This is a genomic window from Streptomyces sp. NPDC029159 (assembly GCF_055564055.1).
In genome coordinates, this window is sequence record NZ_JBVHWT010000009.1 from 1 (window position 1) to 14,300 (window position 14,300).

General features: G+C 73.9%; 14 protein-coding genes and 1 riboswitch. Of the genes, 8 read left to right on the top strand and 6 right to left on the bottom strand.

Annotated elements, in window-relative coordinates; genetic code table 11:
- Positions 1-193 precede the first annotated feature (193 nt).
- Entirely contained in the window at positions 194-559 is a 366-nt protein-coding gene (locus ACZ4U4_RS18645) for an Rv2175c family DNA-binding protein (protein WP_467875237.1), read from the bottom strand.
- 121 nt (positions 560-680) lie between these two features.
- On the bottom strand, positions 681-1,922 hold the full coding sequence (locus tag ACZ4U4_RS18650; protein ID WP_467875239.1) for an NAD(P)/FAD-dependent oxidoreductase: 1,242 nt from the start codon (positions 1,920-1,922) through the stop codon (positions 681-683).
- Between the two features lie 157 nt (positions 1,923-2,079).
- Positions 2,080-2,191, top strand: a riboswitch (TPP riboswitch).
- Here ACZ4U4_RS18650 and thiO point away from each other — a divergent pair.
- From thiO to ACZ4U4_RS18675, 5 genes are all read left to right on the top strand, one after another.
- On the top strand, positions 2,189-3,418 hold the full coding sequence (gene thiO, locus ACZ4U4_RS18655) for a glycine oxidase ThiO (protein ID WP_467875242.1): 1,230 nt from the start codon (positions 2,189-2,191) through the stop codon (positions 3,416-3,418). (Overlaps the previous riboswitch by 3 nt.)
- Positions 3,415-3,651: a sulfur carrier protein ThiS gene (gene thiS, locus ACZ4U4_RS18660; RefSeq protein WP_467875245.1), complete on the top strand. Its 237-nt coding sequence runs from the start codon at positions 3,415-3,417 to the stop codon at positions 3,649-3,651. The genes thiO and thiS overlap by 4 nt, the downstream gene beginning before the upstream one ends.
- A 3-nt stretch (positions 3,652-3,654) precedes the next feature.
- A complete protein-coding gene (locus ACZ4U4_RS18665; RefSeq protein ID WP_467875248.1) occupies positions 3,655-4,449 on the top strand; it encodes a thiazole synthase in 795 nt (264 codons plus the stop codon).
- 127 nt (positions 4,450-4,576) lie between these two features.
- Complete coding sequence (pknB, locus tag ACZ4U4_RS18670) at positions 4,577-6,544, top strand: Stk1 family PASTA domain-containing Ser/Thr kinase (protein ID WP_467875251.1); 1,968 nt, start codon at positions 4,577-4,579, stop codon at positions 6,542-6,544.
- Between the two features lie 112 nt (positions 6,545-6,656).
- Complete coding sequence (locus ACZ4U4_RS18675) at positions 6,657-7,565, top strand: deoxyribonuclease IV (protein ID WP_467875253.1); 909 nt, start codon at positions 6,657-6,659, stop codon at positions 7,563-7,565.
- Between the two features lie 66 nt (positions 7,566-7,631).
- Here ACZ4U4_RS18675 and ACZ4U4_RS18680 read toward each other — a convergent pair whose 3' ends face one another.
- Positions 7,632-8,255: a sulfite oxidase-like oxidoreductase gene (locus ACZ4U4_RS18680; RefSeq protein ID WP_467875256.1), complete on the bottom strand. Its 624-nt coding sequence runs from the start codon at positions 8,253-8,255 to the stop codon at positions 7,632-7,634.
- Positions 8,256-8,408: 153 nt separating this feature from the next.
- Between ACZ4U4_RS18680 and bfr the strand changes: the two genes are divergently transcribed.
- On the top strand, positions 8,409-8,888 hold the full coding sequence (bfr, locus tag ACZ4U4_RS18685) for a bacterioferritin (protein ID WP_467875259.1): 480 nt from the start codon (positions 8,409-8,411) through the stop codon (positions 8,886-8,888).
- 21 nt (positions 8,889-8,909) lie between these two features.
- Here bfr and ACZ4U4_RS18690 read toward each other — a convergent pair whose 3' ends face one another.
- Both ACZ4U4_RS18690 and ACZ4U4_RS18695 read right to left on the bottom strand, forming a co-directional pair.
- The gene (locus ACZ4U4_RS18690) at positions 8,910-9,275 is read right to left on the bottom strand and encodes a (2Fe-2S)-binding protein (protein WP_467875262.1); all 366 of its coding nucleotides are present in this window, start codon (positions 9,273-9,275) and stop codon (positions 8,910-8,912) included.
- 169 nt (positions 9,276-9,444) lie between these two features.
- Complete coding sequence (locus ACZ4U4_RS18695) at positions 9,445-10,794, bottom strand: class II 3-deoxy-7-phosphoheptulonate synthase (RefSeq protein WP_467875264.1); 1,350 nt, start codon at positions 10,792-10,794, stop codon at positions 9,445-9,447.
- A gap of 202 nt (positions 10,795-10,996) precedes the next feature.
- On the opposite strand from ACZ4U4_RS18695, the gene ACZ4U4_RS18700 reads away from it, so the two are divergent.
- Both ACZ4U4_RS18700 and ACZ4U4_RS18705 read left to right on the top strand, forming a co-directional pair.
- Entirely contained in the window at positions 10,997-11,053 is a 57-nt protein-coding gene (locus ACZ4U4_RS18700; RefSeq protein WP_384598785.1) for a trp operon leader peptide, read from the top strand.
- 94 nt (positions 11,054-11,147) lie between these two features.
- Positions 11,148-13,136, top strand: coding sequence for an anthranilate synthase family protein (locus ACZ4U4_RS18705; protein WP_467875266.1), 1,989 nt, complete (start codon positions 11,148-11,150; stop codon positions 13,134-13,136).
- Here the strand turns inward: ACZ4U4_RS18705 and ACZ4U4_RS18710 are convergent.
- Complete coding sequence (locus ACZ4U4_RS18710; protein ID WP_467875269.1) at positions 13,102-14,118, bottom strand: 2-hydroxyacid dehydrogenase; 1,017 nt, start codon at positions 14,116-14,118, stop codon at positions 13,102-13,104. The genes ACZ4U4_RS18705 and ACZ4U4_RS18710 overlap by 35 nt on opposite strands.
- Positions 14,119-14,300: the final 182 nt, after the last annotated feature.

Consider the following 14,300-nt stretch of genomic DNA (forward strand, 5'->3'; position numbering starts at 1 on the left):
GAGTGAGGAGAGAGCGAAGAGGAGGAGGTGCTCCCCCCCCCCCCCCCCCCCCCCCCCCCCCCCCCCCCCCCCCCCCCCCCCCCCCCCCCCCCCCCCCCCCACTTCGGTAGCGGTTTACGGATGCGGGTGGTGCGGGCGGGCCGGGGTGCGGCCCGCCCGGGGCGTCATTCCGGGGAGAGACACCCCCGGGGCGTCACACGGCGAGCGCCTGCGCCCGGCGCTTCACCTCCGTGCCGCGGTTCTCCCGCAGCGCCTGCGCGGGGGTGCCGGGCAGGGTGTCGTCCGCGGTGAAGAGCCACTCCAGCATCTCGTCGTCGGCGAAGCCGTCGTCCCGCAGGAGCGTCAGGGTGCCGACGAGGCCCTTGACGACCTTGCCGTCCTGGATGAATTCGGCCGGCACGTGCAGTGCCCTGTTCTCGCCGCGGCGCACCGCGATCAGCTGGCCCTCCTTGACCAGCTGCCGGACGCGCGTCACCTCGACGCCGAGCTCTTCGGCGATGTCGGGGAGGGTGAGCCAGGCGGGGACGAGTCCATCGATGTTTGCGTCAATCTCGGTCACAGGACAAGCGTGCCACCTCGCACTGACAGTCGGTAGCCGGGCATCGCCGGAGAGGGCCGCGCGGGGGTGCCGCCGCCCCGGTGCGCGGGGCGCCGGGCCCGTCCCCGTACGCCCGTACGGCTCAGCGGACCGCGGACTTGAGCGGGACGGACGCGTCGGCGGCCCGCACCCGGTCCAGGGCGGCGCCGCGCTCGATGAGGCGGCGGCCCTGGGCCAGGTCGCGGGGTCTGCCGACCGCCAGCAGCGCCACCAGGACGCCGTCGCGCAGCCAGATGACGGACCAGGCGGCGCTGTCCGGGTCACCGCGCCAGACCAGTTCGTCGGCGCCGCCGTGGTCGCCCGCGTACTGGACGAAGCGGCCGAACTGCTCCGACCAGAAGTACGGGACCGGGTCGTAGACGGCGGCCTCGGCGGGGTCCCCGGTGATGTTCTGCGCGACGGTGTGGGGGCCCTGGAGGGCGTTGTCCCAGTGGTGGATGAGGAGTCTGCGGCCGTAGCGGGCGGAGGGGAAGGAGGCGCAGTCGCCGACGGCGTGGACGTCCGGGGCGGAGGTGTGCAGCCGGTCGTCGGCGAGGACCGAGCCGTCCTCGGGCGAGAGGGCGATGCCGGAGCCGGCCAGCCAGCCGGTTGCGGGGCGGGCGCCGATGCCGACGAGGACGGCGTCGGCGGGGAGCGCGGTGCCGTCGTCCAGCAACACCCCGCGCTCCTCGACGGTGGCGACGCGCGCCCCGGTGCGCAGTTCGGCACCGGCCGCGGCGTACCAGGGCGTCATGTGGGCGGCGACCTCGGCGGGCAGCGCCCCGGCCAGCGGGCGGTCGGCGGCCTCGACGACGGTGACGGTGCAGCCCGCCTCCCGCGCGGCGGTGGCGAACTCGGCGCCGATCCAGCCCGCGCCGACCACGACGATCTCGCTCCGCCCGGCCAGGACGGGCTGCAGCCGCCGGGCGTCGTCCAGGGTGCGCAGCAGGTGGACCCCGGGGTGCCCCTCGGTGCCGGGCAGCCGCAGGGGTGCGGCCCCGGTGGCGAGGACGGCGTGGTCGTAGCGGACCGGGCCGCGCGCGGTGTCCAGCTGGTGTTCCGCGGGGCGGATGCCGGTCACCGGGTGGTCCAGTTCCAGTTCGATGCCGAGGGAGCGGAAGTCGACGTCGAAGGCGGCGCCGTCGGCCTTGCCCAGCAGGACCGCCTTGGAGAGCGGCGGCCGGTCGTAGGGCGGGTGCGGTTCGTCGCCGAAGACGGTGATCGCACCGTGCCAGCCGTTCTCGCGCAGCGCGACGGCGGTCTGCACGCCCGCCATACCCGCACCGGCGATCACCACGCGCGGCGTGTGGTCAGGGGCCTGGGAGGACTTCCTCTGCTCGCTCACCCGGTCACTCTAGGACGGCGCGCGAAGCGGTCCGCAGCACCGCGCAAGGAGATCTCTGACACAGCGTTACGGACCGGTCGCAGCTCCCCCGGACGGCCCGTCCGCTCCCCGGCCGCCGCCTTACGGGGCCTGGGGCGCGGGTACTAGGGTGAGGCGGACACGCACTCGCGGGAGCCCGGCGTACCGGGCTGAGAGGGAGGCTGACCGGCCTCCGACCGTACGAACCTGATCCGGGTCATGCCGGCGAAGGGAGGGGCTGGACGCCCATGCCTCCATCTGCCACACCACCGAACCCGACGGATCCGCCGCACCCCGACGTCCTGGTGATCGGCGGCGGCCTCATGGGGCTGGTCACCGCCTGGCGGGCCGCGCGGCGCGGGCTGCGGACCGCGCTGGCCGATCCGGAGCCGGGCGGCGGCGCGGGCCGGGTCGCGGCCGGGATGCTCGCCGCCGTCACCGAGCTCCACCACGGCGAGGAGACGCTGCTCGGCCTCAACCTCGCCTCCGCCCGCCGCTACCCGGACTTCGTGGCGGAGCTGGAGGAGGCGAGCGGCCTGGATGCGGGCTACCGCGCCTGCGGCACCCTGGCCGTGGCGCTGGACGCCGACGACCGCGCCCACCTGCGCGAACTCCACTCCCTCCAGGTGCGGTGCGGGCTGGAGTCGGTCTGGCTGTCGGGGCGTGAGTGCCGGCGCCTGGAGCCGATGCTCGCGCCGGGCGTGCGCGGGGGCCTGCGGGTCGACGGTGACCACCAGACCGACCCGCGGCGGCTGACCGCGGCGCTGCTGGTGGCGTGCGAGCGGGCCGGGGTGGCCTTCCACCGCACCCGCGCCGCCCGCCTGACGGTCGCCGCGGGGCGCGCCACCGGCGCCGAGCTGGCCGACGGCACCCGGGTCCCGGCGGGCAGCACCGTGCTGGCCGCGGGCAGCCTCAGCGGGCGGCTGGCGGGGGTGCCGGACGAGGTGCGGCCGCCGGTGCGCCCGGTGAAGGGCCAGGTGCTGCGGCTGCGGCTGCCGCGCATGCCCCAGGGGAGCCCGGCGTTCCTGTCGCGCACCGTACGGGCCGTGGTGCGCGGGGGGCCGCTCTATCTGGTGCCGCGGGAGAACGGCGAGCTGGTCGTCGGCGCCACCACGGAGGAGCTGGGCTGGGACACCACCGTCACCGCGGGCGGCGTCTACGAGCTGCTGCGGGACGCGCACGAGCTGGTGCCGGGCCTGACGGAGCTGCCGCTGGTGGAGACCTGCGCGGGGCTGCGGCCCACCTCGCCGGACAACGCGCCGCTGCTCGGCCCGACGGCGCTGCCCGGGCTGCTGCTGGCCACCGGGCACTTCCGCAACGGCGTGCTGCTGACGCCGATCACCGGTGACGCGCTGGCCGAGGCGCTCACCACGGGGCGGCTGCCCGAGGAGGCCCGCCCCTTCTCCCCCGACCGCTTCGCCCCGGGCGCCGGTGCGCCGGCCGCCCCGGGACGCGTCCTCCAGGAGCAGCAGGTATGACCACACCGACCTCCCCCACCCCGTCCGCCCCCGTCACGGTCACGGTCAACGGCACCGCCCGGGAGATCCCCGGCGGGCTGACCCTGGACCGGCTGGTGGCGACGGTGTCCGCCGCCTCGTCCGGGGTCGCCGCGGCCGTCAACGAGACCGTCGTCCCACGCTCGCGGTGGACGGACACGCCGCTCGGCGCCGGGGACCGCGTCGAGGTGCTGACCGCGGTCCAGGGGGGCTGAGCGATGGCCGACGATCTCCTCACCCTGGGCGGCAGTGACTTCACCTCCCGGCTGATCATGGGCACCGGGGGCGCGCCCAGCCTGGACGTCCTGGAGCGGGCGCTGCTGGCTTCGGGTACGCAGCTGACGACGGTCGCGATGCGGCGGCTGGACCCGACCGTCCAGGGTTCGGTCCTCTCCGTCCTCGACCGGCACGGCATCCGGGTGCTGCCGAACACCGCGGGCTGTTTCACGGCGGGCGAGGCGGTGCTCACCGCCCGGCTCGCCCGGGAGGCGCTGGGCACCGACTGGGTCAAGCTGGAGGTGGTCGCCGACGAGCGGACCCTGCTGCCCGACCCGGTGGAGCTGCTGGACGCGGCGGAGACCCTGGTGGACGACGGTTTCACGGTGCTGCCCTACACCAGCGACGATCCGGTGCTGGCCCGGAAGCTGGAGGACGTGGGCTGCGCCGCGATCATGCCGCTGGGCTCGCCGATCGGCTCCGGTCTGGGCATCCGCAACCCGCACAACTTCCAGCTGATCACCGAGCGCGCCGGGGTCCCGGTGATCCTCGACGCGGGCGCCGGGACCGCCTCGGACGCGGCGCTCGCGATGGAGCTGGGGTGCGCGGCGGTGATGCTGGCGTCGGCGGTGACCCGTGCGCAGGAGCCGGAGCTGATGGCGCGGTCGATGCGGTACGCGGTCGACGCGGGGCGGCTGGCGTTCCGCGCCGGGCGCATCCCGCGCCGCCACTTCGCGCTGGCGTCGTCGCCCATGGAGGGCCGCGCGGAGCTGGATCCGGAGCGCCCGGCGTTCTGATTCCCCGGGGGCGGCGGGCCGTGTCCCGTCGCCCCGCGTCCGCTTCCGGTCACCGTTCGGCCGCAGTGCGCCCGTACGGCCGCCGGGCGGGCGGCGGTGTCGGTGGGTCCTCGTAGACTCGTCTGCCGTGGATACGACCCTTCAGGACCCCCTGGTCGGGCAGTTGCTCGACGGCCGGTACCGCGTCGAGGCGCGCATCGCCGCCGGTGGCATGGCGACGGTCTACCGCGCCCTGGACACCCGGCTCGACCGCGTGCTCGCCCTGAAGGTGATGCATCCGTCACTGGCCGTGGACGGCGCGTTCGTGGACCGCTTCATCCGCGAGGCGAAGTCGGCCGCCAAGCTGTCGCACCCCAATGTGGTCGGCGTCTTCGACCAGGGCACCGACGGCACGTACGTCTATCTGGCGATGGAGTACGTCGCCGGGTGCACGCTGCGCGATGTGCTGCGGGAGCGGGGCGCGCTCTGCCCGCGGGCCGCGCTGGACGTGCTGGAGCCGATCCTCGCCGCGCTGGGCGCCGCCCACCGCGCGGGTCTGGTGCACCGCGACATGAAGCCGGAGAACGTCCTGATCGGCGACGACGGCCGGGTCAAGGTCGCCGACTTCGGTCTGGTGCGCACGGTCGGCGCGCACACCGACACCACCGGCGCGGTCCTGGGCACCGTCTCGTATCTCGCCCCCGAGCAGATCGAGGAGGGCGCCGCCGACGTCCGCGTCGACGTCTACGCCTGCGGTGTGGTGCTCTACGAGATGCTCACCGGCGCCAAACCGCACACCGGCGGCACGGCGGCCCAGGTGCTCCACCGCCATCTGCACGAGGACGTCGCCCCGCCGTCGGAGGCGGTGCCGGGCCTCGCCGCGCCGCTGGACGCGCTGGTCGCGCTGGCCACCGCCCGCGCCCCGCAGGGCCGCCCCGAGGACGCGGTGGCGCTGCTCTCCGCGGTGCGCGAGGCGCGGGAGGGCCTGTCCGACGCCCAGCTGGACGCGGTCCCGCCGCAGGCCAGGGAGGTTGTGGCGGGCGACGGCACGGAGCGTACGAGCGTGCTGCCGCGCGCCGTGGTGCAGCCGCCGCTGCCCGGGTTCGCGGCGATCGGCGCGGCGCCCGGGGAGGAGGGGCTGAACCGCACCAGCCGCCTGGAGGTCCCGGCGTCCGAGCCGACCACCCGGCTGCGCCCGGCGCCGCCCGCGCGGCGCGGACCGTTCGCCGATCCGCGGCGCCGGCTGGTGGCGATCTTCGCCGCGGTGCTGCTGGTCCTCGGGGGCGGCACCGGCATCTGGTACGTCACCGCCGGGCAGTTCACCGCCGTCCCCGCGGTGCTGGACATGGCGCAGGCGAAGGCCGAGCGGACGCTGCGGGACGAGGGCCTCGGCGTGAAGGTGGTGCGCGACTACAGCCCCAATGTGCGGCGCGGGCGGGTGATGGCCACCGACCCGGGCACCGGCGCCCGCATACGCGGCACCGGGACGGTCACCCTCACGGTCTCGCGCGGCCCGGAGATCGTCACCGTCCCGGACCTGTCGGGCACCCCGGTGGCCGACGCGCGGCGTGCGCTGCGGGAGCGCGGGCTGGTGCCCGGGGCGACGCGCCGTGCGTTCAGCGACGAGGTCGCCAAGGGATCGGTGATCGAGACGGACCCGGCGGCGGGCAGTGAGCGGCACCCCGACACCGCGGTGGCACTGACGGTGAGCCGGGGCACGGCGCTGGACGTCCCCGATGTGACGGGCGACGACCGCGACGACGCCGCCGAGACCCTGCGGGACGAGGGCTTCGTGGTGAAGTTCGCCGACCAGGCGGTCCACTCCCCCGAGGACAAGGGCACCATCGCCCGGCAGTCCCCCGCCGGTGGGCAGCTCGGCAAGGGCGACACGGTCACGCTGACGCTGTCGCTGGGCCCGGAGATGGTCACGGTGCCGAAGGTGACGGGGCAGAACGTCGACGACGCGAAGAAGCGCCTGACCGACCTCGGGTTCTCGGTGGAGGTCAAGAAGCCTCTCCTCTTCCCGCAGGACACCATCGAGTCCCAGTCGGTCGATCCGGGCGAGCAGGCGCCCAAGGGCAGCACGATCACGATCAAGCTCAAGGGCGCGCTGTAGGGCTGCGTCGCCGGGTGCCCGTACGGGGTCCGGCCGGTCGGCCGCCGTAAGGGCGGCCGGTGCCGGGCCGGGCCCCGGCCGGGTTGTCGGTGGGGCCTGGCACCCTGGTGGGGTGAGCAACCTTTCCTCCCCCGCAGACGCCGCCGCGCGCGGCCGGCTCCGTAATCCGGTCGGCGGCCATGTGCCGGTCGCCGGTGGCCTGGCCAAGACCGGTCTTCCCTATGCCCGCACGATGGGCGGTGAGGCGGTCCAGGTCTTCGTCGCCAATCCGCGCGGCTGGGCGACCACGGCCGGTGACCCGGCGCAGGACGAGGCGTTCCGGGCCGGTTGCGCGGAGGCGGGCATACCGGCGTACGTCCATGCGCCCTATCTGATCAACTTCGGCTCGCACACCGGGGCGACCGTCGAGAAGTCGGTGGCGTCGCTGCGGCACTCGCTGCGCCGCGGCCGGGAGATCGGGGCGCGCGGGGTGGTGGTGCACACCGGTTCGGCGACCGGCGGACGGCCGCGCGCCGAGGCGCTGGCGCAGGCCGGGGAGTGGATGCGGCCGCTGCTGGCGGAGCTGGTGCACGACGACGACCCCTGGCTGCTGCTGGAGCCGACCGCCGGGCAGGGCGCGTCGCTGTGCGCGCTCGCCGAGGATCTCGGGCCGTACTTCGAGGTGCTGGAGCGCCATCCGAAGCTCGGCGTCTGCCTGGACACCTGCCATGCGTTCGCGGCGGGCCACGACATGGCCGCGCCGGGCGGGATGAAGGCGCTGCTGGACGAGTTGACGGAGGTCACCGGCGAGGGCCGGTTGCGGCTGATCCACGCCAACGACTCCAAGGACGTCGTCGGCGCCCACAAGGACCGGCACGCCAACATCGGCGCCGGTCACCTCGGTGCGGAGCCGTTCGCCGAGCTGTTCACCCACCCCGCGACGGACGGCGTACCGCTGGTGATCGAGACGCCCGGCGGCCCGGAGGGGCATGCGGCGGACGTCGCCCGGCTGAAGGAGCTGCGGACGGCCGCGATCGGCTGAGCCGGCGGGCCGGGTCCGTACGAGCCGGGCCACCGGGCGCGCCCACGCGCCACGGCGGCCGCGCCGCTACAGCTCCGGCCCGTCCCCCGGTTCCTCCTGGTAGGAGTAGCGCTGTTCGCGCCAGGGGTCGCCGAGGTTGTGGTAGCCGCGCTCCTCCCAGAAGCCGCGGCGGTCGGCGGTCATGTACTCGATGCCGCGGACCCACTTGGGGCCCTTCCAGGCGTAGAGGTGGGGGACGATCAGCCGGACCGGGAAGCCGTGTTCGGCGGTGAGGAGTTCGCCGGAGCGGTGGGTGGCGAAGAGGCAGTTCTCCGCCGCGAAATCCTCAAGGCGCAGGTTCGAACTGAATCCGTATTCCGCCCAGACCATCACGTGGGTGGCCTCGGGTGCGGGCGGTGCGAGTGCGAGGATCGTCGCCGTACGGACGCCGCCCCATTCGGCGCCCAGCATGCTGAATTTGGTGACGCAATGCATATCGGCGACGACCGTCGTATACGGCAGCGCGGCGAATTCCTCATGCGTCCAGCAGTGTTTGTCGCCGTCCGCGGTGGCGCCGAAGGCGCGGAACTCCCAGCGTTCGGGGCGGAACTTCGGCACCGGGCCGTAGTGCGTGACGGGCCAGCCCCGTTGCAGTCGCTGCCCGGGAGGCAGCGGAGGTTGCTCCGCTTCGCGGCTTTCCGGCTGACCCATGCCTCCATGGTGTCAGACCGGAAGGGGTGCCCCTGACCAACATCAGACGAAACGGGCAATCCACAGTAAGCGTGCACTTACTGGACGTTACGCTCCGGGCGATGCAAGGATGCGGCGCACGTGCCCGTTACCGCGCGGAAGGAGCCCGCTGTCATGCAGGGCGACCCCGAGGTCATCGAATTCCTCAACGAGCAGCTGACCGCCGAGCTGACCGCGATCAATCAATACTTCCTGCACGCGAAGATGCAGGAGAACTTCGGCTGGCCGAAGCTTGCGAAGTACACCCGCGCCGAATCGTTCGACGAGATGAAGCACGCGGAAATTCTCACCGACCGCATCCTCTTCCTGGAGGCGCTGCCGAACTATCAGCGGCTGTTCCATGTCCGCGTCGGTCAGACGGTGACGGAGATGTTCCAGGCGGACCGGCAGGTGGAGGTCGAGGCGATCGACCGGCTCAAGCGCGGGATCGAGCTGATGCGCACCAAGGGCGACATCACCTCGGCCAACATCTTCGAGAGCATCCTCGCCGACGAGGAGCACCACATCGACTATCTGGACACGCAGTTGGAGCTGGTGGAGAAGCTCGGCGAGCCGCTCTACATCGCCCAGCTCGTCGAGCAGCCCAGCACCTGAGCGCGCCGCCCGCGGAAGCGGTCAGGCCGCTTCGCGGTACGCCGGGGGCACCGGCACCACCGGGAGCAGCGCCGCGGCCGGCCCGGCCACCGGGACCTCCGGGGCCACCGGCAGGGACTCCGCCACCGGCATCTCCGCCGCCACCGGCGGGGCCTCGGCGGCGACCGGCGGGACGTCCGCGCCCAGCGGTTCGGGGGCGCCCTTGTCGATCAGCTCGCGGCGCGGGCAGGCGCCACGGCCCAGCAGTGCCTGGATGCGGCGGACACAGCCGCCGCAGTCGGTGCCGGCCTTGCAGGCGGAGGCGATCTGGCGGGGCGTGCAGGCACCGGTGTCCGCATGCTCGCGGACCTGCTGTTCGGTGATGCCGAAGCAGGAGCACACGTACACCCGGTCCACCTCCGCGTAGGTCGGCCTCGTCGATCCCGTTGATCGTCAGTGAGGTAACCCTTACCTTACCTGTCGCCGGAGGTGCCGGACAACGCCGGACAACGCCGTGGGGCGCGGATCACAGATCCGCGCCCCACAGGTGTGTCGCATCCCGTCGCGACGGACGGACTCACTGGTCGCGGTACATCTCCGCGACCAGGAAGGCCAGGTCCAGCGACTGGCTGCGGTTGAGCCGCGGGTCGCAGGCGGTCTCGTAGCGCTGGTGCAGGTCGTCGACGAAGATCTCGTCGCCGCCGCCCACGCACTCCGTGACGTCGTCGCCGGTCAGCTCGACGTGGATGCCGCCCGGGTGGGTGCCCAGCGACTTGTGGACCTCGAAGAAGCCCTTGACCTCGTCGAGCACGTCGTCGAAGCGGCGGGTCTTGTGGCCCGACGCCGCCTCGAAGGTGTTGCCGTGCATCGGGTCGCAGATCCACGCGACCTGCGCACCGGAGGCGGTGACCTTCTCCACCAGCTCGGGGAGGCGGTCGCGGATCTTGTCCGCGCCCATCCGCGTGATGAAGGTCAGCCGGCCCGGCTCGCGGTCCGGGTCGATCCGCTCGATGAGCGCCAGCGCGTCCTCGGGGGTGGTGTTCGGGCCGAGCTTCACCCCGACGGGGTTGCGGATGCGCGAGGCGAACTCGACGTGCGCGTGGTCGAGCTGGCGGGTGCGCTCGCCGAGCCAGACCATGTGGCCCGACACGTCGTAGAGCTGCCCGGTGCGCGAGTCGGTGCGGGTGAGCGCCGACTCGTAGTCGAGGATGAGCGCCTCGTGCGACGAGAAGAACTCGACGGTGCGGAACTCCTCCGGGTCGACCCCGCAGGCGTTCATGAAGTTCATCGCGCGGTCGATCTCGCGGGCGAGCGCCTCGTAGCGCTGGCCGGAGGGCGACGACTTCACGAAGTCCTGGTTCCAGGCGTGCACCTGGCGCAGGTCGGCGTAGCCACCGGTGGTGAAGGCGCGGACGAGGTTCAGCGTCGACGCGGAGGCGTGGTACATCCGCTTGAGCCGCTGGGGGTCCGGGATCCGGGCCGCCTCGGTGAACTCGAAGCCGTTGACGGAGTCGCCGCGGTAGGTCGGCAGCGTCACGCCGTCGCGGGTCTCGGTGGGCTTGGAGCGCGGCTTGCTGTACTGGCCGGCGATCCGGCCGACCTTGACCACCGGGACGGACCCGGCATAGGTCAGGACGGCGCCCATCTGGAGAAGCGTCTTCAGCTTGTTACGGATGTGCTCGGCGGAGACGGCGTCGAACGCCTCCGCGCAGTCGCCGCCCTGCAGCAGAAACGCCTCACCGCGGGCGACCGCCGCGAGGCGCTCGCGCAGCTGGTCGCACTCCCCGGCGAAGACGAGCGGCGGATAGGACTCCAGCTCCGCGATCACATCGCGCAGAGCCTCGTGGTCCGGCCAGTCGGGCTGCTGCGCCGCGGGCAGGTCTCGCCAGGTGTTGCCACCGGCGTGGATATCAGCGTTCACGGTCACACCGTCCACATTACGGGGTCCGGGGAGGGTGTCCGGGCCACGCCCGGAGTATGAGACGGGCCGCAACCGCCGTCGGAGTGCTCCGGACCCGGCCCGGCGCCGGTTCGCGGCCGGTTCCGGGCCGCTCCGCGCGCCCGCACACCGCCGTCCGGAGTGCGGACGGCGGCGCCGGGCCGCGGCGGGGTCCGGTAGGGTGCCCGGCATGTACGCGCCGCACGTCACGAACTGGTGGTGGACCGCTCATCCGGCGGCCCGCTGACACGCGCGTACTCACTCGAACTTCGCGAAGGCCGCCCGAGGGGCGGCCTTCGGTGTTTCCACCGGCCGTTCCTCCCTCCCGGAAGGAACCCCGGATGCACCACCCCGCCCCCTCCCCCGCGCCGCAGGACGCCGCCGCCGTCGTACAGCGGCTGCTGGCCCCCGGCTGTCCGCCGTTCGCGCTGCTGCGCCGCCGTACGCCCGGGCGCGACGGCACCACGGTCGAGGTGCTGATCGGCGAGGTCACCGAGGTCGAGAAGCTGGCGGACATCCCGCTCGGCGACGGCCCGGACGCCTCCGGCGCACCGGTCACCGACGCGCTGGCGCTGGTCCCGTTCCGGCAGATCCGCGAGCGCGGGTTCACCGCCCACGACGACGGCACCCCGCTGGCCGTGCTGCGCCCGCACACCGCGTACGAGCTGCCGCTGGACGCCGTGCTGGCCGCGCTCCCGGCGCACGACGTGGCGGTGCGCGACGGGGCGTTCGACGTGGCCGACGACGCGTACGCGGAGATCGTGGAGCGGGTGGTGCGGGACGAGATCGGCAGCGGGGCGGGCGCCAACTTCGTGATCCGGCGGACCTTCGAGGGCGCGATCGACGGGTTCGGGGCCGCCGATGCGCTGGCGCTGTTCCGGCGGCTGCTGGCCGGGGAGCGCGGGGCGTACTGGACGTACGTGGTGCACCGGCCCGGGGTGCGGACGCTGGTCGGCGCCAGCCCCGAGGTGCATGTGCGGATGACCGGGGCGCGGCCTCACGCGCCGGGCGGCGGCACCGTCGTGATGAACCCGATCAGCGGCACCTACCGCTACCCGGCGGGCGGCCCCACCGCCGAGGGGCTGCTGGCGTTCCTCGGCGACCGCAAGGAGGCCGAGGAGCTGTCGATGGTCGTCGACGAGGAGCTGAAGATGATGTGCACCGTCGGCGACGGCGGCGGTGTGGTCGTCGGGCCGCGGCTGCGGGAGATGGCGCACCTCGCACACACCGAGTACGAGCTGCGCGGCCGGACCTCGCTGGATGTGCGGGAGGTGCTGAAGGAGACGATGTTCGCGGCGACGGTCACCGGCTCGCCGGTGCAGAACGCCTGCCGGGTCATCGAGCGCCACGAGCCGCGCGCCGCCGACGGCCGGGGCCGCGGCTACTACGCGGGCGCGCTGGCGCTGCTGGGCCGGGACGCGTCCGGGGCGCAGACGCTGGACTCGCCGATCCTCATCCGGACGGCCGACATCGACGCGGGCGGGCGGCTGCGGGTGCCGGTCGGGGCGACGCTGGTGCGGGCCTCGGACCCGTACGGCGAGGTGGCCGAGACCCATGCGAAGGCGGCGGGGGTGCTCACCGCGCTGGGGGTGCGGCCGGCGCCGGAGCGGCCGGCAATGGGCGAGGTGCCGCGGCTGGCGGACGATCCGCGGGTGCGGGCGGCGCTGGATGCGCGGCGGGCGGATCTGGCGCCGTTCTGGCTGCGGATGCGCTCCGGCGAGCCGACCGCGGCGCTGGGCGGCCATGCGCTGGTCGTGGACGCGGAGGACACCTTCACCGCGATGCTGGCGCATCTGCTGCGGACGTCGGGCCTGGAGGTCACGGTGCGGCGGTTCGACGAGCCGGGGCTGCGGGAGGCGGTGCGGGCGCACCGGGGGCCGGTGGTGCTGGGCCCCGGGCCCGGCGATCCGTCCGACGTGGGCGACCCGAAGATGCGCTTCCTGCGGTCGCTCGCCGCGGAGCTGGTGGTCGGGCGGGCGGCGGACCGGCCGGTCCTGGGGGTCTGTCTCGGCCATGAGCTGCTGGCGGCGGAGCTGGGGCTGGAGATCGTCCGCAAGAAGGTGCCGTTCCAGGGGGCGCAGGAGCGGATCGACTTCTTCGGGCGGCCGGAGACCGTCGGCTTCTACAACACCTTCACCGCCCGCTGTGACGACGCCACCGACGCCGAACTGGCCATGCACCGCGTGGAGTTGAGCCGGGACGAGGTGAGCGGTGAGGTGCACGCACTGCGCGGGCCGGGCTTCGCCGGGGTGCAGTTCCACCCGGAGTCGGTGCTGACGCTGGACGGGGCGCGGCTCACCGCTCAGCTGCTGGCGGCCGTCCTGGTGTGACGAGGAGGTTCGCACCGCCGCGGCCGGCCAGGTAGTCCTCGACGTTGGCGAGGGTGGCGTCGGTGATCTGGCCGACCGCGTCGGCGGTGAAGTACGCCTGGTGCGAGGTGACGAGGACGTTGTTGAAGGTCATCAGGCGGGCCAGGACATCGTCGCGGACGACGTCGAGGGAGCGGTCGTGGAAGAACATCCCGGCCTCCTCCTCGTAGACGTCGAGGGCGACGCCGGAGAGGCGGCCGGACTTGAGGGTCTCGACGAGGGCGGCGGTGTCGACGAGTCCGCCGCGGCTGGTGTTGACCAGCAGGGCGTCGTCCTTCATGGCGGCCAGCGCGGTGGCGTCGACGAGGTGGCGGGTGGTGTCGGTCAGCGGGACGTGCAGGGTGATCAGGTCGGATTCGGCGAAGAGGTGGCCGCGGTCGACGTAGCGCATCCCGAGGTCGTGGCAGGCCGGGTTCTCGGCGAGGTCCCAGCCCAGCAGGCGCATGCCGAAGCCGTGCGCGATCCGGGTGAACGCCTCGCCGATCCGGCCGGTGCCGACCACGCCGACGGTGCGTCCTCGCAGGTCGCGGCCCATCAGCCCATCCAAGCGGAAGTCGAAGAGGCGGGTGCGCTGGGCGGCGCGGATCACCCGGCGGTCGACGGCGAGGGCGAGCGCCCAGGCGAACTCGGCTACGGCGTAGGGCGAGTAGGCGGCGACCCGGCCGACGGTCATGCCGAGGTCGGCGGCGGCCTGGAGGTCGATGTTGTTGTAGCCGGTGGCGCGCTGGGCGATCAGCCTCGTGCCGCCCACGAAGAGGGTCTGGAGGACCTCGGCGGAGAGTTCGGAGTTGACGTCGGTGGTGACGATCTCGTAGCCGTGGGCGATGGGCGCGGTGTCGTGGTCGAGGTTGACGTCCAGGCAGCGGATCTGGTGCCGGTCGGCGAACGCCCGCTCCAGCAGCGGCCGTTCATCGGTCTGCACCCCGAACGCGATGATCTCCATACCGCTCTCCTCCTCGCCCCACACCCGACCGTTTCGCGGCTTTTGTCCGCCGGGCCGAATATACGGGGCGGGGGCCCGGGCACCGCCGCGGCGCGGGCGGGCGGGGCCCGGTGGAGCGACGGCGGGCGGGGCGCCCGGGGCGGTGGCGCGCGCCCCCGGAGCGCACCCGCCCGCCGCCGCCG

Coding starts and splice junctions, on each gene's coding strand:
- thiO (WP_467875242.1), top strand. CDS start 2,189: ATGCCTCCATCTGCCACACCACCGAACCCGACGGATCCGCCGCACCCC.
- thiS (WP_467875245.1), top strand. CDS start 3,415: ATGACCACACCGACCTCCCCCACCCCGTCCGCCCCCGTCACGGTCACG.
- ACZ4U4_RS18665 (WP_467875248.1), top strand. CDS start 3,655: ATGGCCGACGATCTCCTCACCCTGGGCGGCAGTGACTTCACCTCCCGG.
- ACZ4U4_RS18680 (WP_467875256.1), bottom strand. CDS start 8,255: ATGGGTCAGCCGGAAAGCCGCGAAGCGGAGCAACCTCCGCTGCCTCCC.
- bfr (WP_467875259.1), top strand. CDS start 8,409: ATGCAGGGCGACCCCGAGGTCATCGAATTCCTCAACGAGCAGCTGACC.
- ACZ4U4_RS18705 (WP_467875266.1), top strand. CDS start 11,148: ATGCACCACCCCGCCCCCTCCCCCGCGCCGCAGGACGCCGCCGCCGTC.
- ACZ4U4_RS18710 (WP_467875269.1), bottom strand. CDS start 14,118: ATGGAGATCATCGCGTTCGGGGTGCAGACCGATGAACGGCCGCTGCTG.